The sequence below is a fragment of the Achromobacter sp. ESBL13 genome (assembly GCF_036668755.1).
Lineage (GTDB): Bacteria > Pseudomonadota > Gammaproteobacteria > Burkholderiales > Burkholderiaceae_B > Achromobacter.
The window spans coordinates 1,178,430-1,201,596 of record NZ_JAZEVT010000001.1; the positions used below are offsets into that span (position 1 = coordinate 1,178,430).

Consider the following 23,167-nt stretch of genomic DNA (forward strand, 5'->3'; position numbering starts at 1 on the left):
CTTTTTTCCCCGTAAAATCCCGCAGTCGGCAACACGTGTCGGCACTACGCTGATACCCGCCGTGATGCACGTCGATCTCTACACCCTTTATTTCCTGGTCATCGGAACGCTGCTTGCCAGCGCCGGCATGACCTATTGGGAACACCGCAGCAACGTCAAGCGCGGCAAGCAACTGCGCTTGCTGGCCACGGGCTTTGCCACCATCGCCGCCGGCTGCACCGGGGTCCTGCTACGCGGCTATCTGCCCGCCTGGCTGGGCCCGGCCTTAAGCAACCTGGTCATCCTTGGCGGCTATCTGCTGGTGCTGCAAGGCGTGGCCGCATTCAACGGCCGGCGCTATCGGGGCGGATCGCTGGCGTTACTGATCGTCATGGCGTTGATCTGGGCCATTGCCGGCACGCGTTGGCAAGGCGTCGTGTGGGCCTACGTCAGCGCGGCCCCCATTGCCATCGTGGCCGGGTTGACCGCCTGGGAAATGTGGCGGTGCGCACCCATGAAGGCGCTGACGCCACGGCGCTTTGTCGTCGCCATCACCGGCATCCACGCGTTGTTCTATGCCTTTCGGGCGCTGATCCTGCCGTGGCTCGTTGCCCACCATGGCGCGTCCGTGCAGAGTGCGGCCAGCAGCATCACGATGTACGAAGGCGTGCTGTATTCCGTGTTGCTGCCCATGGCGTTGCTCAAGCTGGTGCGCGAAGAAGCGCATGGCCAACTGCTGCTTGAATCGCAAACGGACTACCTGACCCGCCTGGGCAACCGCCGCTGGTTTTTCGAGGAAGGCGCGCGGCTGCTGCGCGCCAAGGGCCCGCAGCAGCCGGCGGCGGTGCTGGCCTTTGACCTGGACCACTTCAAGTCCATCAACGACCGGCACGGCCATCAGGCCGGCGATCAGGTGCTGAAGACGTTTGCCGATATCGCCCAGGGCGTGGCCGGCGCGGGAGTGCTGCTGGCCCGTATCGGTGGCGAGGAATTTGCCGCCTTGCTGTTGGCAGACGACGCGCGCCGCGCGCAAGCGCTAGGCGAAGCCGTGGCGCGGCGCTTCGCCGAATCCACGTCCGCACCGGGCGACAGCAGCGCAATAAGCGCCACGGTCAGCATCGGTCTGGCGTATTACGAACGCGACGTGCCGCCGCTGCCCGACAGCCTGGCGGCGGCCGATCGCGCGCTGTACCGCGCCAAGGCGATGGGCGGCAATCGGCTGGAGCTGGCGTAGCGCCCGCGGCCCGTAAAGATAGCGGGCGTAGCGCTGCCTCGCTCGCCCCCCTCCTTATCGCGCAGCAGGAATCAAGCGGATGTGTTCGCTGCCGTCGCGCTCCAGTTGCGCCACCAACCCCAGCTCCCAATCCAGGTACTCCCGAAATCCTTCGTCGCGCGCCGACAGGTCTTCAAAAAGATACGGGCTGATGCTTTGATCGTCGTCAGCGGTCAGCACCCCGGCAGCGCCGGTGTCCAGAGCCAGGCCCTGCGCCTTCCAGGCCCGGGTTCCGCCCAGTAGATACTGCACGGCATGCTTGCCGCGCCAGGCCAATTCGGCGGCCACCACGCTGGCCAACACGCCATCGGACGACGTCAGCACCACGGTGCGATGATCGTCAGGCGACAGGAATTGCGACAGCCTGTCCGGCGCCGCAAAGCGCGCGCCCGGCACATGGCCGCGCTCGTAGGCCACGCGCGATTCCACGTCAAACACGATCACCTCGTCCGCATCCAGCGCCGCCCGCAGCCCCTGCGGCCGCACGCTGGCCGCCTCGGGCCGATGGCGCAACACGCGGCGCGGCTCGGGACCGCTTTGCAGCGCGGCCCACGCCGGCGGCTGATACAGATAGACCTCCACGGCGCCCAGCTGCGCCAACCATGCGCCCGTCGTCAACGCCCGCACACCATCCCAATCCGCCAGCACCACGCGCGCGCGGCGGGTCGCCAGATAGTCGTCGGTGGCCTGCACCAGTTGGCCGCCCGGCGCCCAGCGCCAGCCCTCCAGATGCCCCGTCTCGTATTCCTCGCGCGTGCGCACATCGAATTTGTACAGCGTGCGCGTGTCCTGCTCGGCCTCAAAGGCGTGCAAGGTTGCCGCATCCACATAGCCGATGCCGGCGCGCTGCGCGACGTCACGCGCCTGCTGCCGCGCCGCCTCCCGCGCGGCATCGCCCGGCTCGGGCAAGGCCGCGTGGCGCCCATAGGCCAGTTCGCGCCCAGACAGCAACCACTGCATCGTGCCATTACGCAACGAGGCCACCCGGTTCGGAATGCCCGCGTCGATCAGCGTCTGCGCGCCCACGATACTGCGGGTGCGCCCGGCGCAATTGACGACCACAAAAGTGTTCGGGTCCGGCGCCAGCTCGCGAATACGATAGACCAGTTCAGCCCCCGGCAGGCTGTGCGAGAACGGCAGCGTGAAGTGATGGAATTCCTCGGGTGTGCGGCTATCGACCACGACGATATCGTCACCGCGCGAGATGCGTTCGTGCAGCTCGTCCACATCAATCCAGGGCGTCTGCTTTTCATGTTCGATGACTTCGCCGAACGCCTTGCTGGGCACGTTGGTCCCCGTAAACACCTCCCGCCCGGCACGCGCCCAGCCGTCGGTGCCGCCGGCCAGGACGGACACGTCCGACCAGCCCAGGCGCGTCAGCTTCGCGGCCGCCAGGTGAGCCTGGGATTCGTCTTCGTCCACCAGCACGACGCGGGTGTCTCGCCGCGGCACCAGCCGGTCGGCCAACACTTCAAGCCGCCAGAGCGGCGCAGGCACGGCATACAGCAGATGGCGACGGGCATAGCGGCCCGCCTCGCGTACGTCCAGCACCGCGATCTCGGCGTCGCCGCGCAACGCCTCTTGCAAGGCGTCGGGCGACACGCGCGCGTGGAAGATGGCGGCCGGCGGCGAGAACGTGCGGTACGTGCCGCCCGTCGTGCTTTCAAAGACCACCCGGCCGTGCAGCCGGTCCAGCGCCAGGCCGTAGAAATGCAGGTGGGCGCCCGCCTCGTCGCCGATCAGTTCAATGGTGTGTACATCGTTCGGCCCCAGCACGATGGAGCTGCCCGGCCCCACGTCCACGCGGCGCACGTGGGTCAGCGTGTCACGCAAAGGGTCGGCGGTGGGCGCGCGGGTATAGACCTCGTTGCGCTCGTTGCCGCGCACGCCGGCAATGATGGCCCAGGTGGTGTGGTCGTGCGGCGGCTGGGCCTTGCCCGCCTCGCCCAGCGACAGGTACAGCGCATAGCTGCCGTCCACGTCTTCCGCCAGGCGGTAAAGCGTGCCGGGACGGCCCGGCACCAACGGAAATTCCTCGGCCGGAAACAAGTCGCGCCGGCTGCCCAAAGCCTGCAACAGCGCGGCGGCCTCGGCCAACTGCTGGGGCGAGGCGCGCGCCGCGTCTGGAACGCGCTTGCGCACGTCGGCGATGAATTCGCGCACGGCCTGCGCGCGCTCGGTGTGCTTGCCGGTGGCCGGGCTGGCCGCTTGGTAGGAATTGCTCATGAGGTGACCCGCGGTGTCGGATAAGGGAACGGCTCAGGCTACGTGCCCCGCGCGCCGCCGACAACGTAGAAATGCGTCTATGGATATGCGAACCGTTGTCGCAAGGGTTCAGGCGGGCCCTAAGGGGAATCGCCAGGCGGGAAATATCAGAGAAGTTCTATAGACGGCCGAGTCGCCGCCTGCGCAAGATGATCAGTCAACCTGACTCGTCCGGAGGCGCCTGTGTCATCGCACGCGAACGATTTTCGTTTTAGTTTTACGCCCGCCAGCGGCGCGGCGTTTGACGTCATTGAATTCACGCTGGACGAGGCGCTGTCCGAGACGTATCGGCTATGCGTGGAATTGTCCAGCTTTGATCCCGCGGTGGATTTCGGCGCGCTGCTGGATCAGCCGGCCCTGTTCACGATATGGCGCGGGGCGCTGCCGGTGCGCCACGTACACGGCGTCGTCACTGAATTCGTTCAAGGCGACACGGGCTTTCGGCGCACGCGGTATCGGCTGGTGCTGGAACCGTCTTTGGCGCGTGCCGCGCTGTGTTCGGACTGGCGAATCTATCAGCATCTTTGCGTGCCGGAGATCATGGCGGACGTGATCAAGCGCCAAGGCATTACCGACTACGAGCAGATCACTACCGATGCCCACCTGCCGCGCGAATATTGCGTGCAGGCAGGCGACACGGACTTGGCGTTTATCGACAGGCTAGCGGCAGAGGAAGGCTATTTCTATCGCTACGCGCATTCCGCGCATGGGCACCGCTTGATTCATGGCGACCGGATTTACATCCACGGCGAGATCGCGGGCGGGCCGGTGGTTTACAACCCAATGCCGGGCGGTGATCAGGCGGAACCCGCGTTGCATCGGTTGTCTTATGCAGAGCGCGTGCGCACCGCCGTGCAGACGCAACGCGATTACACCTACACGCATCCGCGCTATAGCCAGGAACATTCGCCGGTTGCATCGGATCTTTCTCATCAGGATGCCCGGTACGAACGCTACGACTATCCCGGTCGCTACAAACGCGACGAGGCGGGTCAACCGTTTACCCAGACGCGCTTGCTGGGCCGCCGCCGCGATGCGCGCGTGGCGCTGGTCGAAGGGGACGACGCGCGCCTGGTTCCTGGCGTGGCGTTCGATCTCGCGGGCCATCCTCGTGAAGACTGGAACCATGGTTGGCGACCCGTGCGGATGCAACATCGGGGCGTGCAGCCTGCCAGCCAGGAAGAAGACGGGTTCGGAGCCGAAAACGGTCAGCAAGGCGGGCTGGATCATGGCCCGATGCACCGCTCGGAATATCGCCCGGAGCACGGCACACAATACCGCTACACCGCTGAACTGGTGCCCGACAAGGTCGATTGGAAACCCGAGCCCTTACCCAAACCCCGCATCGACGGCCACCAGATGGCGACAGTGGTCGGCCCGCCCAATGAAGAGATCTATTGCGACGAATGGGGCCGCGTCAAAGTCCAATTCCCGTGGGATCGCTTGGGCGAGCACGACGAACATAGCTCGTGCTGGATTCGCGTATCGCAGAACTGGGCCGGTGCGCAGTGGGGTCACATGGCGATACCTCGCATCGGACAAGAGGTCATCGTGCAATTCGCAAACGGCGACCCGGACCAGCCGCTGATAATCGGCAGAACTTTCCGGGCGACCAATCTGCCACCGTATGAACTGCCACGGCACAACGTCCTGAACACCATCAAGAGCAAGGAATTCAGGGGCGATCGCGCGAACGAATTGCGGCTGGATGACACGTCCGCGCAGATCAGCGCGGCGTTGATGAGTGAACACGGCGACACGCAGCTGCATCTGGGCTATTTGACGCACCCGCGTCCAAGCGGTGGGCAAGCTCGCGGTGAAGGGTTCGAACTGCGCACGGATGAACACGGAGCGCTGCGGGCGGCGAAGGGGTTGTTGTTGACGGCCGAGACGCAACTGCGCGCCAAGGGCGGGCAGTTGGACCGGTCCGATATCGTCGCGGCATTGCAAGCGGCGCTGGAACTCGCCCGCAACCTGGGGGATTACGCCGAAAAGCACGAGGGCGTTGCCCACGACGCCCGGCCGCAGCAATCCCTGTCGGATGCGGTGCGCGACCTGGGCCACGGCGCCAATAACCAGTCGGACGACGCGGGCCAAGGCGACGCTGGCGCCATCGCGCTAAGCGCCCCAGCCGGCATCGCCGCCGCCACCCCGGCAGGCATCGTGATGTCGGCCGGTGGCAATGTGGACAGCGTCGCGCAGCAGCATCAGCAGGTCAGCGCGGGCGACAAGATCGTGCTGAACGCGAGCGGTGACCTGGGCCTGTTCTCGCAAGGCGGTGCCCTGCGCCAGATCGCGCATCAAGGCGAAATGCTGCTACAGGCGCAGCACAACGCCATTCGCATCCAGGCCGATCAAAGCGCGGAAATCACGTCCAGCCAACAACACGTGCTGGTCGCCGCCGACAAACACATCACGCTGTTGTGCGGCGGGGCGACGATCAAGATCGCCGACGGCAATATCGAACTGGGCATGCCGGGCACGTTTACGGTGAAGGCCGCCTCGCACAATTTCTCAGGCCCAGGCGGCCAAAGCGCCACCCTGCCCGCCTTCAAATCCCCCGACGTCGCCGCCGGCGACTACGCCGGCCGGTTCCGCCTGCACAAGACCGACACCCGCCTGTTCGAACGTTATCGGTACCGCGTCATGACAGGCGCCACGCTGCTCCTGGAAGGCACCACCGACAACGACGGCGCGACGGATTTTCTGGACACCCCGCGCGCCCGCGACGTGCAGACCTACAAGACGATCATGCGCGAGGACCAGAAGATCCCAGACGACCCCGGCCAGCTCGCGGAACGCGTGGACGACATCAATCCGCATCACGCCGAGCACGGGCCGATGGACCAAGCCTTTCTGGATTCCCACATTGAAGGAGACACCTGATGGCCGCACCCGCCGCCGCCGCCGCCCTCGTCTGGGGCTACCGCGCCTATCGCGCCTACGCCGCCCACGAAGCGGCGCAAACCGCCATCGAAGCCGCCGAAACCCTGGCGCAGATCGGTGACCGCAAGAAGGAAGTCCAAGCCATTCTCAAGGACGTGATTCAGAGCATGAAAGAGGAAATCGATATCAAAAGCTCGACCTTTGTGCGCACTGGCGGCAACAGCACCGTGTCGCGCGGACGCAGCGAAAACGTGACCTACCGGCAGTACATCGAACGCAAGATCCCCTTTCGGCCAGTGATCAGCACGGTATGCCAATGGGCGCTGAAGTCGCCGTTGACGGTTCCCAGGCGTCTGCGCAAGAAGATCCCGGGCAATGTTATTGAGACCACGATAGATATCGCACTGAAACAAACCACCGCGTCGTTGGTGTTTGAAGTGGTTGATGACTTGTTGGCCTGGCAAAGCCCGCTGAAGGCAGAGCCGAATTACGACAAGGCCTCGCGCGCGGCCATACTGGGTGACCCGACAACCCGCCCAAGGCGAATCAGCGAGTTCTTTCCTTTCTGGCCACGACCAAAAGGCAGCTTGGCGCCGGACCTTGTAATCGTCGAGTACAGGCAGCAGCCATTTGATGTCGAGAACGTATTTGCAGCTGTGGAGATCAAGTTCCCGAACGACTGGGTGAAGCGGGATCAGATCGAAGACTATGTCGTGCTGATGGGTCGCAACAACAGAAAAGTGGCCTTGCTTCGCGTACCGGAAGACTGCCCGGGATACAGGCCTTCCGCCGGCAAATCGGGGCGTGGCAGCCATCAAAGGAGAACCAGATGAGCACCAACGAGCATTTGTTGAACGACGACGACGTGTTTGGCATGGCGACAGACCTGAAGCGATGGCCCAATACCGCAGTCAACCTCGGGGACTACGAGCTTGCTGTCACGCCATACCTGACCTTCTATTTCACTTACGACCCCCGGCACCTGCTTCAAACAACGCTTGATATGGTCGATATACACGAAGCCTTCGAAGTGCTTCTTGGCCGCCCCTACACCGTCGCAACGCACCCCGACTCCGAACGGCCTCATCCGTACGGCTCAAAAAGGCTGGGAGATATTCGCGAGTGGGCCCGAAAAATCCGTGCCGACAAGTCGTTTACGGTTGGCTTTACTGACGAAAAAAACTCCCAAAGCAGTCCCACCCAAGCCGCGTACCTCTGGAGGAAACGGGACAGAGGAGCCGAAGTAGATTTCTCTTCCCTCCAGTTCTACTACCGTTGGCAATGGTGGCTGGACAACAAGGATGCGTGGCGAAAATTTCTTCTGGATACCATCGAGCGCTTGCGCCCGGCGCAGGTCTATAGCGGTTTTGCGTGGGGTACGCCGTTAGCGTTCGGCATGCAATCCGAAATCGCGGTCTGGCACCGGGCGCTGGCTCCGCACTTTTATGGACTGGACACCGACGATACGTTCAGCATGGCGTTCATGCCCGAGCTGCCTTCGGGCATACGCCCGCCCACCTGGGGCTTCTTTCTGTCCGACATTTGGCGCGAGAAGCTGGCGATCTCGCGCGACGATGTTGTCGCCCACCTAGCCGATCCGCGTATCCGCATAGATACGTTAAGTTTCGGCCAATGGATAGAACTCGGTCCGCAACCGGAACTCTATCCCGTCGAAGAAGGCGTGCCGGAACTACCCGTCATGCTCAACCACCTGCTGCGCCGCATCCGGCACCCGCAACTAGATCTCGTGGGCGCCGGCGAATGGGACGGCGACCCGAACGAGCGCTTCGATCGCCGCGACACGCAGCGTTGGCTTTGCCGGTTCGATGACGACAGCGACTGGCCGACCCCTGAGATCCGAGGCCGCACCCCAAGCCCGGCGCCTGCCGAACCCACCCCCACCCACGTCGTCGTCGGCGAAGACATCCCGTCGGACGGCTGGTGGTACACGCTGGCAATGACAGGTTCGCGCCAATACTTCAAGGCGGGACAGCCGGCGCCAGCCATCCATCAAGGCCCATCGCGCGGCCGCGTCATCTGGCAACGCGACATCGATCAACGCCCACCCGAAGCCGAAGCGGAACGCCAGGCCGAAACCGGCCAGCCGGCCCCACGGGGTGGTCAATGGCGTGGCGACGAAAAAGGCGAAGTCCTGTGCGTGGTCGCGAAACATGAGGCGCTGCCGCCATATCAAGGCCGGTCCCTTACCTGGCACTGGATGCACGACACCGCCCAAAGCGCCGCTGTCCGCGTGCGGTCCGGGCAGCCATGCCCCTATCCCGGCACGTGGACCTGCGAAGAACACCCTACGGGTCCGCAATCCTTCGCTTATCAAGCCCCCCTGCCACAAGTGAACGGGCAGGACGTGACGTGGGCACTGGTTTCTTTCTTGCGTTAGGAGACAAGCCATGGCCGCCCCCGCCGCCGCCGCCGCCCTCGTCTGGGGCTACCGCGCCTATCGCGCCTACGCCGCCCACGAAGCGGCGCAAACCGCCATCGAAGCCGCCGAAACCCTGGCGCAGATCGGTGACCGCAAGAAGGAAGTCCAAGCCATTCTCAAGGACGTGATTCAGAGCATGAAAGAGGAAATCGATATCAAAAGCTCGACCTTTGTGCGCACTGGCGGCAACAGCACCGTGTCGCGCGGACGTAGCGAAAACGTGACCTACCGGCAGTACATCGAACGCAAGATCCCCTTTCGGCCAGTGATCAGCACGGTATGCCAATGGGCGCTGAAGTCGCCGTTGACGGTTCCCAGGCGTCTGCGCAAGAAGATCCCGGGCGATGTTATTGAGACCACGATAGATATCGCACTGAAACAAACCACCGCGTCGTTGGTGTTTGAAGTGGTTGATGACTTGTTGGCCTGGCAAAGCCCGCTGAAGGCAGAGCCGAATTACGACGGCACGTCGTACAAGGCGATGTTGGGTGAGCCTTCGACACGTCCGAAGCGCATCAGCCAGTACTTCCCCTTCTGGCCGCGCCCTAGAGGAAGCCTGGCGCCTGATCTGGTCATTGTGGAATACCGGCAGCAGCCATTCGACGTGGAGAACGTATTCGCGGCGGTCGAAATCAAGTTTCCCAGCGACTGGGCGAAGCCCGCCCAAATGAAAGACTACGTCAGGCTGATGGACGGCCACACCCACAAGGTCGCGCTCCTTCGCGTACCAGAGGACTGCACGGGGCATCGACCAGACCGGGGCAGCTCGCGTGGAAAGGCCGGTCATTCACCCAGGAGCGGCAAATGAGCACCATCCATCCACTCATCAGCGACGAAGATCTGGCGGGCATGATCGAAGACCTGCAACGCTGGCCCAATACCGCCATCGACAATGGGTCATTCGAGCTGTCGACCAGCCCGTTTCTTACCTTTTATTTCCATTACGACCCCGCGCACTATTTGCGCGCGACGCTGGACATGGTGGACGTATACGAGGCATTCGAAAGACTGGTCGGCCGGCCTTTCACGATAGCCACCCACCCAAGTTCAGAAAGACCACATCGGTACGGATCGGTTCGCTTGGGCGACTTGCGCGACTGGGCAAGAAAGACGCCACTGGATAAGGCCTTCACGGCGAACTTCACTGACCAGGCGAACCACCAGAGCTCGCCCACGCATTCGGCATACCTGTGGCGGGAACCCACCATTGGGGACCAACTCCAGTATTACTCGTCGATTCAGTTCTACTTCCGATGGCAATGGTGGCTGGACAACAGGGATGACTGGCGAAAATTCGTGCTCGACAGCATCGCTCGCCTGATGCCCGCGCAGGTTTATAGCGGCTTCGCTATGGCCAATCCTTTGGAATTTGGCATGCGTTCCGAAGTTGCGGTTTGGGACAGGGCCCTGACGCCTCATTTCTTTGGACTGGACACGGACTATCCATTTGCGATGGATATCCCCGCTCAGTTGGGCTCCGGCATACGCCCGCCTACCTGGGGCTTCTTTCTGTCCGACATTTGGCGCGAGAAGCTGGCGATCTCGCGCGACGATGTTGTCGCCCACCTAGCCGATCCGCGTATCCGCATAGATACGTTAAGTTGCGGCCAATGGATAGAACTCGGTCCGCAACCGGAACTCTATCCCGTCGAAGAAGGCGTGCCGGAACTACCCGTCATGCTCAACCACCTGCTGCGCCGCATCCGGCACCCGCAATTAGATCTCGTGGGCGCCGGCGAATGGGACGGCGACCCGAACGAGCGCTTCGATCGCCGCGACACGCAGCGTTGGCTTTGCCGGTTCGATGATGACAGCGACTGGCCGACCCCTGAGATCCGGGGCCGCACCCCGAGCCCGGCGCCTGCCGAACCCACCCCCACCCACGTCGTCGTCGGCGAAGACATCCCGTCGGACGGCTGGTGGTACACGCTGGCAAAGACAGGTTCGCGCCAATACTTCAAGGCGGGACAGCCGGCGCCAGCCATCCATCAAGGCCCATCGCGCGGCCGCGTCATCTGGCAACGCGACATCGATCAACGCCCACCCGAAGCCGAAGCGGCACGCCAGGCCGAAACCGGCCAGCCGGCCCCACGGGGTGGTCAATGGCGTGGCGACAAAAAAGGCGAAGTCCTGTGCGTGGTCGCGAAACATGAGGCGCTGCCGCCATATCAAGGCCGGTCCCTTACCTGGCACTGGATGCACGACACCGCCCAAAGCGCCGCTGTCCGCGTGCGGTCCGGTCAGCCATGCCCCTATCCCGGCACGTGGACCTGCGAAGAACACCCTACGGGTCCGCAATCCTTCGCTTATCAAGCCCCCCTGCCACAAGTGAACGGGCAGGACGTGACGTGGGCACTGGTTTCTTTCTTGCGTTAGGAGACAAGCCATGGCCGCCCCCGTTACCGCAGCCGCCCTCGTCTGGGGCTACCGCTGTATCCCACCAATCCCGCCTATCCCGGATATCCCGCCTATATCGCCTACATCACCTATACCGCCCATCTACCGACGCTACCGCTAACTTGTTGTCGTGGAAAAGGCCATTGAAGTCGGAACCGAACCACAACGGAACCGCCGATCGGGCGATGCTTCGAGATTCCGCCGCACCCCGCAAACCCATCGGCGACTGCTTCCCATGTTGGCTACGAACACGCCGGCAGATTCCCGGCGTAGTCATCGACACGGGCCGGCGTACGCATCAAGCACCAAGGCCCAACATTCACGCAGGAGCGAAAAATGAATACACGCCCTCCTTTCCTCAACGATAACGATCTGACGTGCGGGGTTGATGCGTTGAAACCGTGGCCTGGTATCGCCATTGATAACGGTTCATTTCCCCTTTGGCCTCGCTTCTTTCTCACCTTCTACCTTCATTACTTGCCCGGCCAGAGCTTGCGGGCCACCTTGGATATGCTCGACGTACAAGATGCGTTCGCGCGACTTCTAGGACACCCTTACACGATAGCTACCCACCCCCGTTCCGAGCGGCTGCTTGGATATGGCTCGATTCGCTTGGAGGAACTACACGAGTGGGCCCGCAGTTGCCCGGTTGACCAAGTGTTTACGGTCAACTTCACGGACCAGGAAAACCACCAGATTTCACCCGGGCATTCTGCATATTTGCGCCGCGCACCCGCCATCGCGGGGAAAGAACCGTATTACTCGTCTCTACAGTTTTACTTTTGTTGGCAGTGGTGGCTGGACCACCAGCACGAGTGGAGGCAGTTTGTGCTGGAGAGCATTGCGTATCTGACGCCCGCGCAGGTCTATAGCGGCTTTGCGGTCGCGAACCCTTTGGGACCTGGCATGCGTTCACAAGCGGCCATCCTGAATCGGGCGCTTGCAGCGCATTTCTACGGCCTGGACATCGACCACCCGCCGGGCATGATGCGCGCAGCCGAACTGCCGTCCGGCATACGGCCGCCCACTTGGGGCTTCTTTCTGTCTGACATTTGGCGCGAAAAGCTCGGCACCTCCCGCCGCGATGTGGTGGCCCACCTTGCCGACCCGCTGATCCGTATCGAATCCCTGGATTGCGGACTATGGATCGAACTGGGACCCCGGCCGGAGCTCTATCCCGTTCAACAGGGCCTGCCCAGACTGCCCGCTGTGCTCAACCGCCTGCTGCGCAATATCCGACATTCGCAACTGGATCTGCTTGGCTCCTGCCCTCGGGACGTAGAACCCGGCAAGCACTTCGATAGCCGCGACACCCGGCGTTGGCTGGCCCGGTTCGATGACGACAGCGATTGGCCGACCCGCAAGTCCATCATCGGGACGCCCGCGGGTTATTAGCCGCATCCCCACATCAGGAGAACCCAATGGCCGCCCCTGTCGCCGCCGCTCTCATCTGGGGCTACCGCGCTTATCGCGCCTATGCCGCCTATGAGACCGCACAAACCGCTATTGAAGCCGCCGAGACCCTGGCGCAGATCGGTCAGCGGAAAAAAGAAGTGCAATCGATCTTGAAAGACGTGATTCAGGGGATGAAGGATGAAATCGACATCAAGAGTTCGACGTTCGTGCGGACGGGTGGTAACAGCACGGTATCGCGCGGACGCAGCGAGAACGTCACGTACCGACAATATATCGAGCGAAAAATTCCGTTTCGGCCGGCGATCAGCACGGTATGCCAGTGGGCGCTGAAATCTCCGCTGACCGTGCCGCGCCGAATACGCAAGAAAATTCCCGGAGAGATCATCGAAACCACGATTGATGTGGCGTTGAAGCAAACGACCGCGTCGCTGGTGTTTGAAGTCGTGGACGATTTACTGGGATGGCAAAGCCCGTTGAAGGCGGAGCCGAACTATGACGGAAAATCCAACGCCGCCTATCTCGGCAATCCATCCACGCGCCCAAAGCGCATTAGCGAGTTTTTTCCGTTCTGGCCACGGCCGAGGGGAAGCTTAGCGCCCGACCTCGTCATCGTCGAATATAGGCAGCAGCCCTTTGAAGTCGGCAACGTATTTGCCGCTGTGGAAATCAAGTTTCCCGATGACTGGGTCAGGGACAGGCAAATGGGCGCTTACGTACGGCTCATGAACGAAGACAAATCCAAAGTGGCCCTGCTACGGGTTCCCGAGGATTGCACCGGATACCGGTCCGTCGCGAATGCCAAGTCGGATCAACAGGGAAAACCAAGGAGAGGCAGATGAGCGCCAGCGATAGTCTGATAAACCAAGACGACATTTCCGGCATGATCGCCGACCTGAAACGATGGCCTAATACCGCAGTGGACCACGGCGATTTCGAACTCGCGTCAACGCCATATCTAACGTTCTACTTCAACTACGATCCAGAGCACTATCTTGCGGCGACTCTGGACATGATGGACGTCCACGGATCATTTGAAAACGCCCTGGGTCACCCGTATCTGATCGCCACTCATCCGGACTCCGAGCGCCCGCACCCCTACGGCTCTAAACGTCTGGGCGACCTGCGCGAATGGGCCAGAAAAACCCCGCTCGATCAAGCGTTCGCGGTCAAGTTCACCGACGAAAAGAACTACAAAAGCTCGCCGACGCACTCGGCCTATCTGTGGCGAGAGCCGACGCTTGGTGAGCGTCAGCAATGCTATTCCTCTGTTCAGTTCTATTACCGTTGGCAATGGTGGCTGGATAACCGAGATATCTGGCGGAGATTTGTGATTGAAACGATCGAGCTTCTGAAGCCGGCACAGGTCTACAGTGGGTTTGCAATGGGCAACCCGTTGGAATTCGGCATGCGCGCCGAAGTGGCCACTTGGGACCGCGCGTTGGCCAACCATTTTTACGGCCTGGATACGGATTATCCCTTCGGCATGATGTTCAGCCCAGATCTACCCTCCGGCATCCGCCCCCCCACCTGGGGCTTTTTCCTGTCCGACATCTGGCGCGAAAAGCTTGGGATATCGCGCGACGACGTTGCCGCGCACCTTGCCGACCCCCGCGTCCGCATCGACTCGGTGCACTGCGGCCAGTGGATCGAACTTGGCCCGCAACCGGAACTCTACCCCGTCGAAAACGGCGTGCCAGAGCTCCCCGTGTTGGCCAACCGTTTGCTTCGCCGTATCCGCCATCCCCTGCTGGACCTGGTGGGCTTTGGCGAATGGGATGGCGATCCGAATGAGCGTTTCAATCGCTCCGACACGCAGCGTTGGCTTGGCCGGTTCGATGACGGCAGTGATTGGCCCACGCCTGAAATTCGAGGCCGGACACCCGGGGCCGCGCCGAACGAACCCACGCCCACACATATCCTCGTCGGCGAAGACATCCCGTCGGACGGCTGGTGGTACACCCTTGCAAAAACCGGTTCGCGGCGCTATTTCAAGGCTGGGGAAGCGGCTCCGTCGATCTCACAAAGCCCATCGCATGGCCGCGTGATCTGGCAGCGCGGCGTCGTTGCCAGGCCGAAACGCCGGCCGCACAGCCCCTCACCCCTCCGCCTTCAACTCCCGTTCCACCACTTCCCGCGTCAGCGTCGGGACGAACATTTCGATGAAGTGGAACGCGTAGCCGCGCAGCCAGGCGCCGCGGCGGATGGCCAGGCGGGTCAGGTTGATTTCGAACAGGTGGCGGGCGTCAATGGCGCATAGCCGGGTGTCGCGCTCGGGGTCCCAGGCCACGGCGGCCACGATGCCCACGCCCAGTTCCAGTTCCACGTAGGTCTTGATCACGTCGGCGTCCATGGCCGTCATGACGATGTCCGGGGTGATGCCGGCGCGGGCGAAGGCCTCGTCAATGTGGGCGCGGCCGGTGTAGCCCTGGCCATAGGTGATGATGGGATAGCGGGACAATTGCGACAGGCTGATGCCGTCGTGCCGGCCTTCCAGCGGATGGCCGCGCGGCACGATGATGCTGTGGCTCCAGCGGTAGCACGGCAGGTTCACCAGACCGGGATAGTTGGCGACGGCTTCGGTTGCCACGCCGATATCGGCTTCGCCTTCCAGCAGCATTTCGGACACCTGCTTGGGCGAGCCCTGATGCAGGTGCAGCACCACCTCGGGATAGCGCTGGCGAAATTCCTTGACCACCGGCGGCAAGGCGTAGCGCGCCTGCGAATGCGTGGCCGCGATTGACAGCACGCCCTGGCGGCTGTCGGCGTATTCGGCGCCCGCGTGCCGGATGTTGTCCGCGCATTGCAGGATTTGCTCGACCAAGGGCAAGATCAGCGCGCCGGGCGGCGTCAGGCCGATCAGCCGCTTGCCCGAGCGCACGAAGATGTCCACGCCCACTTCTTCCTCAAGCTCGCGAATCTGCCGGCTGACACCGGGTTGCGACGTATGCAGACTTTCCGAAACGTCGGTCAGGTTGAAATCCTGGCGCACGGCTTCGCGCACGGAACGCAATTGCTGGAAGTTCATCGCGCGCCCTCAGCCCAGGAAGGCAAGTTGGTTGCCGGACGGATCCTTCACGTACATCACGCGCGGTGATGCGTCGGGCTTGGAACAGACCGGAAAATGGCCGGCCTGACGCAACCGCGCCAGGATCTCGTCGTAGGCGCGCGTCTTCAGCGCCAGGTAGTCCGGCTTGACGCCACCGCTCAGCTCATGGACAGGCGATAGCGATAACGTCGCGTCACCCAGCGAGAACAGCAGACGCTGGTCGCCTTGCGTGGGCATCTCGTCCAGACCGATGACACGGTGATAGAACTCGCGCACGGCATGAAGCCGGCGCGACAGAAATGGAAGCTGTACCGAATCGATCGAAAGAAGTGAAGTCATGCCCTGCTGCCAGCCATGGAACAGGGCAAATCTTAGTACCCGAAGGCACAACCGGACAAAGAGGTTGTAATTGCTTCTACATAGCCAGAAACCTTAAAGCGCGCCGCTTATTAGCAAATACGCGCGCGTGTCTTTTTATGGTTGCGCTGAGGTTTACGAGACACTTCAGGCGCTGCGTCGCAAAGCCTCCCGCGTGCTGCTGAAGGCACGCTCAAGGTCGCCGACCAAGTCTTGCGGACTCTCCAGGCCGATATGCAGCCGCACCACGGATTGCTGCCCAGGCACCTGCTTCCACAGACTGTGTTCCGCCAGCCGTTGCGGCGCGGCTTCAAGCGCCAGGCTTTCATAACCGCCCCAGGACGCGCCGATCGAAAAGTACCGCAATGCGTCGATGAAGCGCGACGCCGCCGTCCGGTCCGGATGGTCGAAGGCGAAAGAGACCAAGCCGCTTGCACCGCTGAAATCGCGCCGCCACAACGCGTGGCCGGGGTCATCAGGCAAAGCGGGATGAAACACGCGCGACACGTCCGGGTGCGTGGCCAGGTATTGCGCCACGGCCAGCGCATTGACCTGATGGCGCGCCAGCCGCACATCCAGCGTGCGCAGGCCGCGCAGCGTCAGATAGGCATCGTCCGCGCCCACCGACAAGCCCAGCGCGTCGTACGTGGCGCCGATCCGCTGCGCCAGTTCGGCGCTGTCCACGGTCACCACGCCCATCATCACATCCGAGTGGCCGGCCAGGTATTTGGTGGCGGCCTGGATGGAGATGTGCGCGCCCAGCGCCAACGGCTGGTAGTACAGGCCGCCGCTCCAGGTGTTGTCCGCCGCCACCCATAGGCCATGACGGCGCGCGGTGGCTGCCAGCGCGGGCAAGTCCAGCACCTCGAACAGCAGCGAACTGGGCGACTCCAGGTACAACAGCCGCGTGCTGGGCCGGATCAACGGTTCCAGCGCATCTTGCCCCGGTGAAAAATATTCCACCTCGATGCCATAGCGCGCCAGCAAAGACTTATCGACCTTGCGCACCGGCGAATACACGCTATCGGCCACCAACGCGTGGTCGCCCGGCGCAAGCGTCGCCAGCAGCACCAGCGTGATCGCGGCCAGACCGGAGGGCGCCAGCACCGTTCGATAGCCGCCTTCAAGCAAAGCCACCGCCTCTTCAAGCGCCTGATGCGTGTCCAGGCCATGGCGGCCGTACGTGGCAACGCGGTCGCCTGCCGCGCGTTGCTGGTTAAGCGCCGCCTGCGTGGCGGTGTCGGCGAAACGCACGGTGCTGGTGCGAACGACGGGCACGTTGACCGGGCCCGCGCCCTGCGTCAATGCCGGGGAACCGGCGTGCACCAGCCGGGTTTGAACGTGGGCGTGATCCAGGCTCATGCGCGCACCTCTTGTAAGGCTGCCGACACTGCGGAGGGGAAAGTCATCATGGGATTCCTTGTGGGTTACACCGCCAGGCGCAGCGGGTCGAAAGACAGCGCGTTCGCGATCGGATCGGACGTGGACCGGCGGGCGGGCGATGCGCCCAGCGAACGCTGCAAGAAGGCGCGGGTACGGTCGCTGTCAGGCGTGCCGAAAATGCGCGTGGGCGAGCCGGATTCCACGATGCGGCCGGCCTCGGTGAAATACACCGTGTCGCTTACCTCTTGCGCAAAGCGCATTTCATGGGTGACCAGCACGCACGTCATGCCGTCCTGGACCAGATCGCGGATTACGGTCAGCACTTCGCCGACCATTTCAGGGTCCAGCGCCGAGGTCACCTCGTCGAACAAGATCAATTCAGGTTGCAGGGCCAGCGCTCGGGCGATTGCCACCCGCTGCTGCTGCCCGCCGGACAGCTCGCCGGGATACGCGTTTTCTTTGTGTTCCATGCGCACCTTGGCCAGCAATTCACGCGCGCGGGCTTCGGCCTGAACGCGCGGCAGCCCGGCCACCTTCACGGGCGAGATCACCAGGTTTTCCAGCACGCTCAGGTGCGGGAACAGGTTGTATTGCTGGAACACGAAGCCCACGCGCTTTCTCAAGGCGATGAAGTCGGATTCTGTTTTCAGCCCGTCCACCCGCACGCCGCCCACCTGGATCGCGCCGCGCTGCGGACGCAACAGGCCGGTGATGCAACGCAGGATGGTGGACTTGCCCGAGCCCGACGGGCCGATGATCGATACCGCCTGCCCTTGCTTGACCTCGACGTCGATGCCGCGCAACACCTCGGTGTCGCCAAACGCCAGGTGCACGTCGCGCAGGCTGACCAGCGGATTCAGTTCAATGATGTTCATGGCGTCGTTCCAGGTACCGCGTCCAACGCGCGATGGGATAGCAATAGGCGAAAAACAGCGCCAACAGCGTGAAATAAACAAGAATGGTGAAGTCGCTGCGCGCAACGGTGTTGCTGGCGACGGTGGCGGTATCCACCAGGTCGTGCACGCCCACCAGCGACGCCAGCGACGTGCTCATCGTGATGCTGGCCATCAGGTTCATCCACGACGGCAACATGCGCCGCACGCACTGCGGCAACACCACCATGCGAAAGATCTGGGTACGCCTGAAGGCCAGCGACTGCGCTGCTTCCCACTGCGCGCTGGGGATCGACTGGATGGCGCCCCGGAAGATCTCGGCCACGTTGGCGCTGGCGGGCAGCCCCAGGCCGATCACCACCTTGATCCAATCGGGAAACGGCACATACCAGCCGCCCAAATTCAATTCGAATGGGAAGACGTAGGTGGTGAAATACACCAGCACCAGAATCGGCGCGTTGCGAAACAGCAGCACGTAGGCGCGCGTGCACCGGCGCAGCAGCCATGAAGGCGACAGCGACAGCGCGCCCACCACCAGCCCCACCAGCGTGCCCAGCGCCATCGCCAGCACGCTGATCTGGACGTTCACGCCCAGGCCACGCAGCAAGGCGGGCGACCAGTGCCATAACGCCGCCACGGCTTCAGGCGTGGTGCCGGTGACGCCCCAGGTCATGCCCAGCGCCACCAGCCCCAGCAGTAGCACGAACCACGGGTCGCGCAGCAAGGCGGGCAACAACGAGGACAGGAACGTGGGTAGAAACCCGGCGGCCGCGGGCCGACCGTCTTGATCCCCGCCGCGGCCGGGAGCTTGGGCGTCGGCGCCCTTGAAGGCAAGATCATTGGCCATAGCCGGGCATCCTCAGGCGGTCTTCCAGACTACGGCCCACCACGCTCACCAGCCAGGTCAGCAGGCTGAAGTACAGCAGGATCAACAGCAGCAGTTCCAGCACGTTGTCCCGATGCGACCAGATCATGATCGATTCATACGTGACGTCACCCACCGCAATGGCAGACGCGATGGCGGTCATCTTCACCAAATCCACCAGGTTGTTGACCAGCGCCGGCAAGGCAAAGCGCACGGCCAGCGGCAGTTGCACCTGAGTCAGGATCTGGCGCCTTGTAAACGCCAGCGACCGCGCGGCCTCCATCGTCACCGACGGCACGGCCTGGATGCCGGCGCGTAGCGCTTCCGCATGGAACACGCCCTTGTGCAGCGCCACCACAATCACCACCCAGGCAAAGGGCGTGATGGGATTGCCGCCGCCCAGCTTCTGCGTGATCAGCATGTTCAACACCAGGAAGGCGCAATACAGCTGCACCAGCGTGGGCGTGTTGCGCGTGACTTCCACAAAGGCCTGCAAGGGTGCCGCCAACCACCGACGGCCACTGGTCAGCCCCGCCGCGATCAGCACGCCGAACAACAGGCTGACGGGGATGGTCCATGCGCATAGTTGCAGCGTCACCAGCAGGCCATGCCCGAACGCCGACAGCTCGCCCGGGTCCAGCACAAAGCTGTAGTTCAAGCCCAGCGGCTTGAAGACATCGACCCAGGCGTGCAACACCTTGTCCATCATGCAGCGGCCTCCAGCGATGCCAAGGGCGCCAACGTAGCGACGGCTTGGCCGATGCGTACGATGGCCGCGTCGATATTCGCGTCGGAAGCGGCGAACGACAGCCGCACATACGGCGACAATCCATAGGCGCTGCCCTGCACCACGGCCACGCCTGCCGACTCCAGCAACCAGTCCACCACGTCACCATCGTGCTCGATGCGGCGCGCGTCCGGGCGCAGCGCGCCGATCAGGCCCGCCACGCCGATCCATGCAAAAAACGAGCCCTGCGGCGCGTGCACCTGCAAGCCCGGCACCGCGCCCAAGCCGTCCACCACGCGTTGCGCACGCGCGGCGTACGCTTGCCGCGCGTTCAACACAAAGTCGTCCGCCGCCCCTTGCAATGCGGCCAAGGCCGCTGCCTGCCCCAACGAGCTGGGGCCGGACGACACCTGCGACTGCACGGCTTCCAGCGCATGAATCAGCGGCTTGGGGCCCGTGCCCCAACCAATGCGCCAGCCCGTCATGGCGTACGCCTTGGACACGCCGTTGACCAACAGCGTGCGGTCGACAAGATCGGGCGCCACGCGCAGCAGGGACACGGGCGGCTGCAAGAACCAGATCGTTTCGTACATCTCGTCCCACAGCACCAGCACGTGCGGGGCGTCGCGCAGCACGGCGGCCAGCGCGGCCAGCTCGTCAGCGGTATAGACGGCGCCCGAGGGGTTGCCGGGCGAATTCAGGATTAGCCATTTGGTGCGCGGCGTAATCGCTTGCCGCAGGCTCTGCGGCGTCAGCTTGAAGCCCTGTTCGGCGCGCGTGGGCACCACCACCGGCTGGCCGCCGTTGATGCGCACCGCGTCTGGAAACGTGGGCCAGTACGGGGCGGGCACGATCACCTCGTCGCCCTCGTCCAGCGTGGCGTTCAGCGCCAGGTAGATCACCTGCTTGCCGCCGTTGGAAACGATGACGTTGGAGGGATCCACGTCCACCCCGTCACGCTGGCGGTAGCCCTGCGCCACCGCGCGGCGCAATGCCGCCGTGCCCGCGGTGGGCGTGTACCTGGTCTGGCCCTGTTCCAGCGCGTCGCGGGCCGCCTGCTTGATGGCATCGGGCGTGTCGAAGTCGGGTTCGCCCGAGGTCAGCACGATGATGGAACGGCCCTCGGCCGCCAGCCGCGCCGCCCGTGCGCCGGCGGCGGCAATGGGCGACAGCTGCGCGCTGCGGGCGCGGCGCGACAGCGCGTTGGGGAACAGGGTGGTGGTCATGTCACTTCCTTTGCGGTCGATGGACCCGTGGCATCGTGATTTGCGGTCAAGGGCCGGGGTCAAGAGTCGGGGTCAAGGGTCGGGGTCAAGGGTCGGCGTCGGGGTCAGGGCTTGGCGTTGGCCTCGGGCGGTGCGCTGTCGAACCGGCCGGCACGCGCCTGGGCGCTCGCCTGCTTCAGGTAGTCGGCCGGAACGCCATGGCGTTCCGCCTCTTGCACCAGCAGGCCCGTGGTCAACCAGTCGCGGATGACCCCGTCCACAAAGGCGCGCGTGTCGGCCTCGTTACGGCGCGTCCAGATCACCGTGGGCGACGGAATCAATGGGTCCTGCGTGGCCAGTTCAAAGTCGCTCCATTGCCCGGCGCCGGGTCCATGCAGCGTTTCGTAAAGCGCCGGCTGAATGTGCACCGACGCGTCGCAGCTGCCGCCCTTCAACGCCAGCAACGATTCCGGAATATTGCGCAAGCCCTTGACCACGGCGCCATAGGTGTCCTGCAAGGGCTTGGCGAAGTTGCTGCCCTGCGACACGCACGCCACCTTGCCTTTCAAGTCTTCCCAACGCTTGATGCCGCTTTTCTTGGACACCATGGCCGCCCCGCCCACCAGGTTGTAGGGCGTGGGCGCATAGCTGAGAATTTCGCTGCGTTCCTGGGTCCATTGGATGTTGGCGATCAGCAGATCCACCTTGCCGGCTTGCAGGAACTGCACGCGCGTGGAGGCGGTGACCGGCACCGTTTCCAGCGTGACGCCCAGCCGCTTGGCGATGTCCGCGCCCAGGTCGGTTTGAAAGCCGCCGACCTTGCCGGTGGCCGGGTCCAGAATGCCGAACGGCGGGCTGGCGCCGTCCACGCCAACCACCAGCTTGCCGCGCTGCTTGATCTTGTCCAGCGTGGCGTCGGCGTGCGCGATGCCGGCCGCGCCCAAGGTCGCCAAACCGGCGACCAGCGCGACCGCCATGGCGGCGCGTGACGGCAGCGCGATTGGTTTGCCGGCATCACCGTTGGTGAGCACACGGGGATCCCTAGCCGAGCCCGCGTTGCCTGAATTGTTCCTGCCCGAATTGCTCTTGCCCAGATGCTTCATCTTCGTATGTCCGATCCGTATTCAGGCGTGCTCAGCCGCCCTGCCTGGCTTTGGCGTGCAGTTCCTGCAACAAGGGTTGGGCGGGCTCGATGCCCAGGCGCTTTTCGGTGGCAATCAGCCAACCCGTGCGGTGCCAGTCCTGCACCACCTTGTCGACGGCGGCAATCGTGTCGGCTTCGCCCTTGCGCGTCCACACCACGGAATTGGCGGGCAGCACCTCGGTCGCGATGGGTGCGTGGTAGTCGGCCCATTCCGCGTTGTTGCGCAGCAGCGGATGGATCAACGTAGAGTCGTGCACCGCCGCCACGCACTGGCCGCCACGCAGCGCCAACAGTGAATCGGAAGAGCTCTTGTAGCCCTTGACCACCGCGCCATAGTCCGACGACAAGGGCTTGGCGAAGCTGCTGCCTTGCGACACGCACACCGGCTTGCCGCGCAGGTCTTCCCATTTGGCGATGCCGCTGGTCTTTAGCGTGGCCGCCGCGCCGCCCACGCGAAAGAACGGCGTAGGCGCATAGCCCAGGATCTCGGCGCGTTCCGGGTTCAGTTCCATCGAGGCGATCAGCAGATCCACCTTGCCCGAAATCAGGAATTGCGTGCGGGTCGCGGTTTGCACCTGCACCAGTTCGGCTTTCACGCCCAGGCCCTTGGCAAGCTCACGCGCCAGCTCGGGGTTCCAGCCCACCAGCTGCTGCGTGGCCGGGTCCAGCGAGCCGAACACGCCGCCGTTGGCCAGCACGCCGATGGTGACCGTGCCCCGCTGCTTGATCTTGTCCAGCGTGGCGTCGGCGTGGGCCGCACCGGCGGCAAGCGCCAGCGCCAGGGTAAGGGTGAGGCTGATGTAGCCGCCGGCGATGCCGACGGCCTGGTGGGCGGCTGCTTTGCGTATCGTCATGGTGTTGTGTTGTCGGTTGATGTGAACGTGCGTCCAT

18 protein-coding genes and 1 pseudogene are annotated in these 23,167 nt (G+C 63.6%); 9 read left to right on the forward strand and 10 right to left on the reverse strand.

The genetic code is table 11. The features are described 5' to 3' along the window. Positions 1-64 precede the first annotated feature (64 nt). Complete coding sequence (locus V6F88_RS05330; RefSeq protein WP_332608938.1) at positions 65-1,213, forward strand: GGDEF domain-containing protein; 1,149 nt, start codon at positions 65-67, stop codon at positions 1,211-1,213. 54 nt (positions 1,214-1,267) lie between these two features. Here the strand turns inward: V6F88_RS05330 and V6F88_RS05335 are convergent, their stop codons facing one another. Next, positions 1,268-3,478 carry a rhodanese-like domain-containing protein gene (locus V6F88_RS05335; protein WP_332608306.1) on the reverse strand — a complete coding sequence of 737 codons (2,211 nt, stop codon included), beginning with the start codon at positions 3,476-3,478 and terminating at the stop codon, positions 1,268-1,270. A 222-nt stretch (positions 3,479-3,700) separates the two neighbouring features. Between V6F88_RS05335 and V6F88_RS05340 the strand changes: the two genes are divergently transcribed. From V6F88_RS05340 to V6F88_RS05375, 8 genes and pseudogenes are all read left to right on the forward strand, one after another. Further along, complete coding sequence (locus V6F88_RS05340; RefSeq protein WP_332608307.1) at positions 3,701-6,403, forward strand: type VI secretion system Vgr family protein; 2,703 nt, start codon at positions 3,701-3,703, stop codon at positions 6,401-6,403. Further along, positions 6,403-7,236, forward strand: coding sequence for a VRR-NUC domain-containing protein (locus V6F88_RS05345; protein ID WP_332608308.1), 834 nt, complete (start codon positions 6,403-6,405; stop codon positions 7,234-7,236). Before V6F88_RS05340 ends, V6F88_RS05345 begins: the two co-directional genes overlap by 1 nt. After that, complete coding sequence (locus tag V6F88_RS05350) at positions 7,233-8,801, forward strand: type VI immunity family protein (RefSeq protein WP_332608309.1); 1,569 nt, start codon at positions 7,233-7,235, stop codon at positions 8,799-8,801. Before V6F88_RS05345 ends, V6F88_RS05350 begins: the two co-directional genes overlap by 4 nt. A gap of 10 nt (positions 8,802-8,811) precedes the next feature. After that, entirely contained in the window at positions 8,812-9,651 is an 840-nt protein-coding gene (locus V6F88_RS05355; protein ID WP_332608310.1) for a VRR-NUC domain-containing protein, read from the forward strand. Further along, entirely contained in the window at positions 9,648-11,219 is a 1,572-nt protein-coding gene (locus tag V6F88_RS05360) for a type VI immunity family protein (protein ID WP_332608311.1), read from the forward strand. The genes V6F88_RS05355 and V6F88_RS05360 overlap by 4 nt, the downstream gene beginning before the upstream one ends. 357 nt (positions 11,220-11,576) lie before the next feature. Beyond that, a complete protein-coding gene (locus V6F88_RS05365; protein ID WP_332608312.1) occupies positions 11,577-12,635 on the forward strand; it encodes a type VI immunity family protein in 1,059 nt (352 codons plus the stop codon). Positions 12,636-12,661: 26 nt separating this feature from the next. Then, positions 12,662-13,495, forward strand: a complete 834-nt coding sequence (locus V6F88_RS05370) for a VRR-NUC domain-containing protein (RefSeq protein WP_332608313.1) — start codon at positions 12,662-12,664, stop codon at positions 13,493-13,495. Between the two features lie 173 nt (positions 13,496-13,668). Further along, a pseudogene (locus tag V6F88_RS05375) lies at positions 13,669-14,478 on the forward strand (hypothetical protein); the annotation flags it as partial. Between the two features lie 273 nt (positions 14,479-14,751). Here V6F88_RS05375 and V6F88_RS05380 read toward each other — a convergent pair. The 9 genes from V6F88_RS05380 to V6F88_RS05420 all read right to left on the reverse strand — a co-directional run bounded on the left by V6F88_RS05380 (position 14,752) and on the right by V6F88_RS05420 (position 23,130). Beyond that, on the reverse strand, positions 14,752-15,681 hold the full coding sequence (locus V6F88_RS05380; RefSeq protein WP_332608314.1) for a CysB family HTH-type transcriptional regulator: 930 nt from the start codon (positions 15,679-15,681) through the stop codon (positions 14,752-14,754). 9 nt (positions 15,682-15,690) lie between these two features. Further along, the gene (locus tag V6F88_RS05385; protein ID WP_332608315.1) at positions 15,691-16,041 is read right to left on the reverse strand and encodes a VOC family protein; all 351 of its coding nucleotides are present in this window, start codon (positions 16,039-16,041) and stop codon (positions 15,691-15,693) included. A gap of 165 nt (positions 16,042-16,206) precedes the next feature. Further along, positions 16,207-17,421: a cystathionine beta-lyase gene (gene metC, locus V6F88_RS05390; protein WP_332608316.1), complete on the reverse strand. Its 1,215-nt coding sequence runs from the start codon at positions 17,419-17,421 to the stop codon at positions 16,207-16,209. Between the two features lie 65 nt (positions 17,422-17,486). Beyond that, a complete protein-coding gene (locus tag V6F88_RS05395; RefSeq protein WP_332608317.1) occupies positions 17,487-18,317 on the reverse strand; it encodes an amino acid ABC transporter ATP-binding protein in 831 nt (276 codons plus the stop codon). Then, the gene (locus V6F88_RS05400; protein ID WP_442880171.1) at positions 18,304-19,182 is read right to left on the reverse strand and encodes an amino acid ABC transporter permease; all 879 of its coding nucleotides are present in this window, start codon (positions 19,180-19,182) and stop codon (positions 18,304-18,306) included. Before V6F88_RS05400 ends, V6F88_RS05395 begins: the two co-directional genes overlap by 14 nt. Next, entirely contained in the window at positions 19,172-19,909 is a 738-nt protein-coding gene (locus tag V6F88_RS05405) for an amino acid ABC transporter permease (RefSeq protein WP_332608318.1), read from the reverse strand. The genes V6F88_RS05400 and V6F88_RS05405 overlap by 11 nt, the downstream gene beginning before the upstream one ends. Beyond that, a complete protein-coding gene (locus tag V6F88_RS05410; protein ID WP_332608319.1) occupies positions 19,906-21,153 on the reverse strand; it encodes an aminotransferase class I/II-fold pyridoxal phosphate-dependent enzyme in 1,248 nt (415 codons plus the stop codon). Before V6F88_RS05410 ends, V6F88_RS05405 begins: the two co-directional genes overlap by 4 nt. 104 nt (positions 21,154-21,257) lie before the next feature. Next, the gene (locus V6F88_RS05415) at positions 21,258-22,109 is read right to left on the reverse strand and encodes a transporter substrate-binding domain-containing protein (protein WP_332608940.1); all 852 of its coding nucleotides are present in this window, start codon (positions 22,107-22,109) and stop codon (positions 21,258-21,260) included. 157 nt (positions 22,110-22,266) lie between these two features. Then, entirely contained in the window at positions 22,267-23,130 is an 864-nt protein-coding gene (locus V6F88_RS05420) for a transporter substrate-binding domain-containing protein (protein ID WP_332608320.1), read from the reverse strand. Positions 23,131-23,167 lie beyond the last annotated feature (37 nt).

Bases quoted from the DNA above. Each gene is read 5' to 3' on its own strand.
- V6F88_RS05330 (WP_332608938.1), top strand. From the start codon at position 65: ATGCACGTCGATCTCTACACCCTTTATTTCCTGGTCATCGGAACGCTG.
- V6F88_RS05335 (WP_332608306.1), bottom strand. From the start codon at position 3,478: ATGAGCAATTCCTACCAAGCGGCCAGCCCGGCCACCGGCAAGCACACC.
- V6F88_RS05345 (WP_332608308.1), top strand. From the start codon at position 6,403: ATGGCCGCACCCGCCGCCGCCGCCGCCCTCGTCTGGGGCTACCGCGCC.
- V6F88_RS05350 (WP_332608309.1), top strand. From the start codon at position 7,233: ATGAGCACCAACGAGCATTTGTTGAACGACGACGACGTGTTTGGCATG.
- V6F88_RS05355 (WP_332608310.1), top strand. From the start codon at position 8,812: ATGGCCGCCCCCGCCGCCGCCGCCGCCCTCGTCTGGGGCTACCGCGCC.
- V6F88_RS05360 (WP_332608311.1), top strand. From the start codon at position 9,648: ATGAGCACCATCCATCCACTCATCAGCGACGAAGATCTGGCGGGCATG.
- V6F88_RS05365 (WP_332608312.1), top strand. From the start codon at position 11,577: ATGAATACACGCCCTCCTTTCCTCAACGATAACGATCTGACGTGCGGG.
- V6F88_RS05370 (WP_332608313.1), top strand. From the start codon at position 12,662: ATGGCCGCCCCTGTCGCCGCCGCTCTCATCTGGGGCTACCGCGCTTAT.
- V6F88_RS05380 (WP_332608314.1), bottom strand. From the start codon at position 15,681: ATGAACTTCCAGCAATTGCGTTCCGTGCGCGAAGCCGTGCGCCAGGAT.
- V6F88_RS05385 (WP_332608315.1), bottom strand. From the start codon at position 16,041: ATGACTTCACTTCTTTCGATCGATTCGGTACAGCTTCCATTTCTGTCG.
- metC (WP_332608316.1), bottom strand. From the start codon at position 17,421: ATGAGCCTGGATCACGCCCACGTTCAAACCCGGCTGGTGCACGCCGGT.
- V6F88_RS05395 (WP_332608317.1), bottom strand. From the start codon at position 18,317: ATGAACATCATTGAACTGAATCCGCTGGTCAGCCTGCGCGACGTGCAC.
- V6F88_RS05400 (WP_442880171.1), bottom strand. From the start codon at position 19,182: ATGGCCAATGATCTTGCCTTCAAGGGCGCCGACGCCCAAGCTCCCGGC.
- V6F88_RS05405 (WP_332608318.1), bottom strand. From the start codon at position 19,909: ATGATGGACAAGGTGTTGCACGCCTGGGTCGATGTCTTCAAGCCGCTG.
- V6F88_RS05410 (WP_332608319.1), bottom strand. From the start codon at position 21,153: ATGACCACCACCCTGTTCCCCAACGCGCTGTCGCGCCGCGCCCGCAGC.
- V6F88_RS05415 (WP_332608940.1), bottom strand. From the start codon at position 22,109: ATGGCGGTCGCGCTGGTCGCCGGTTTGGCGACCTTGGGCGCGGCCGGC.
- V6F88_RS05420 (WP_332608320.1), bottom strand. From the start codon at position 23,130: ATGACGATACGCAAAGCAGCCGCCCACCAGGCCGTCGGCATCGCCGGC.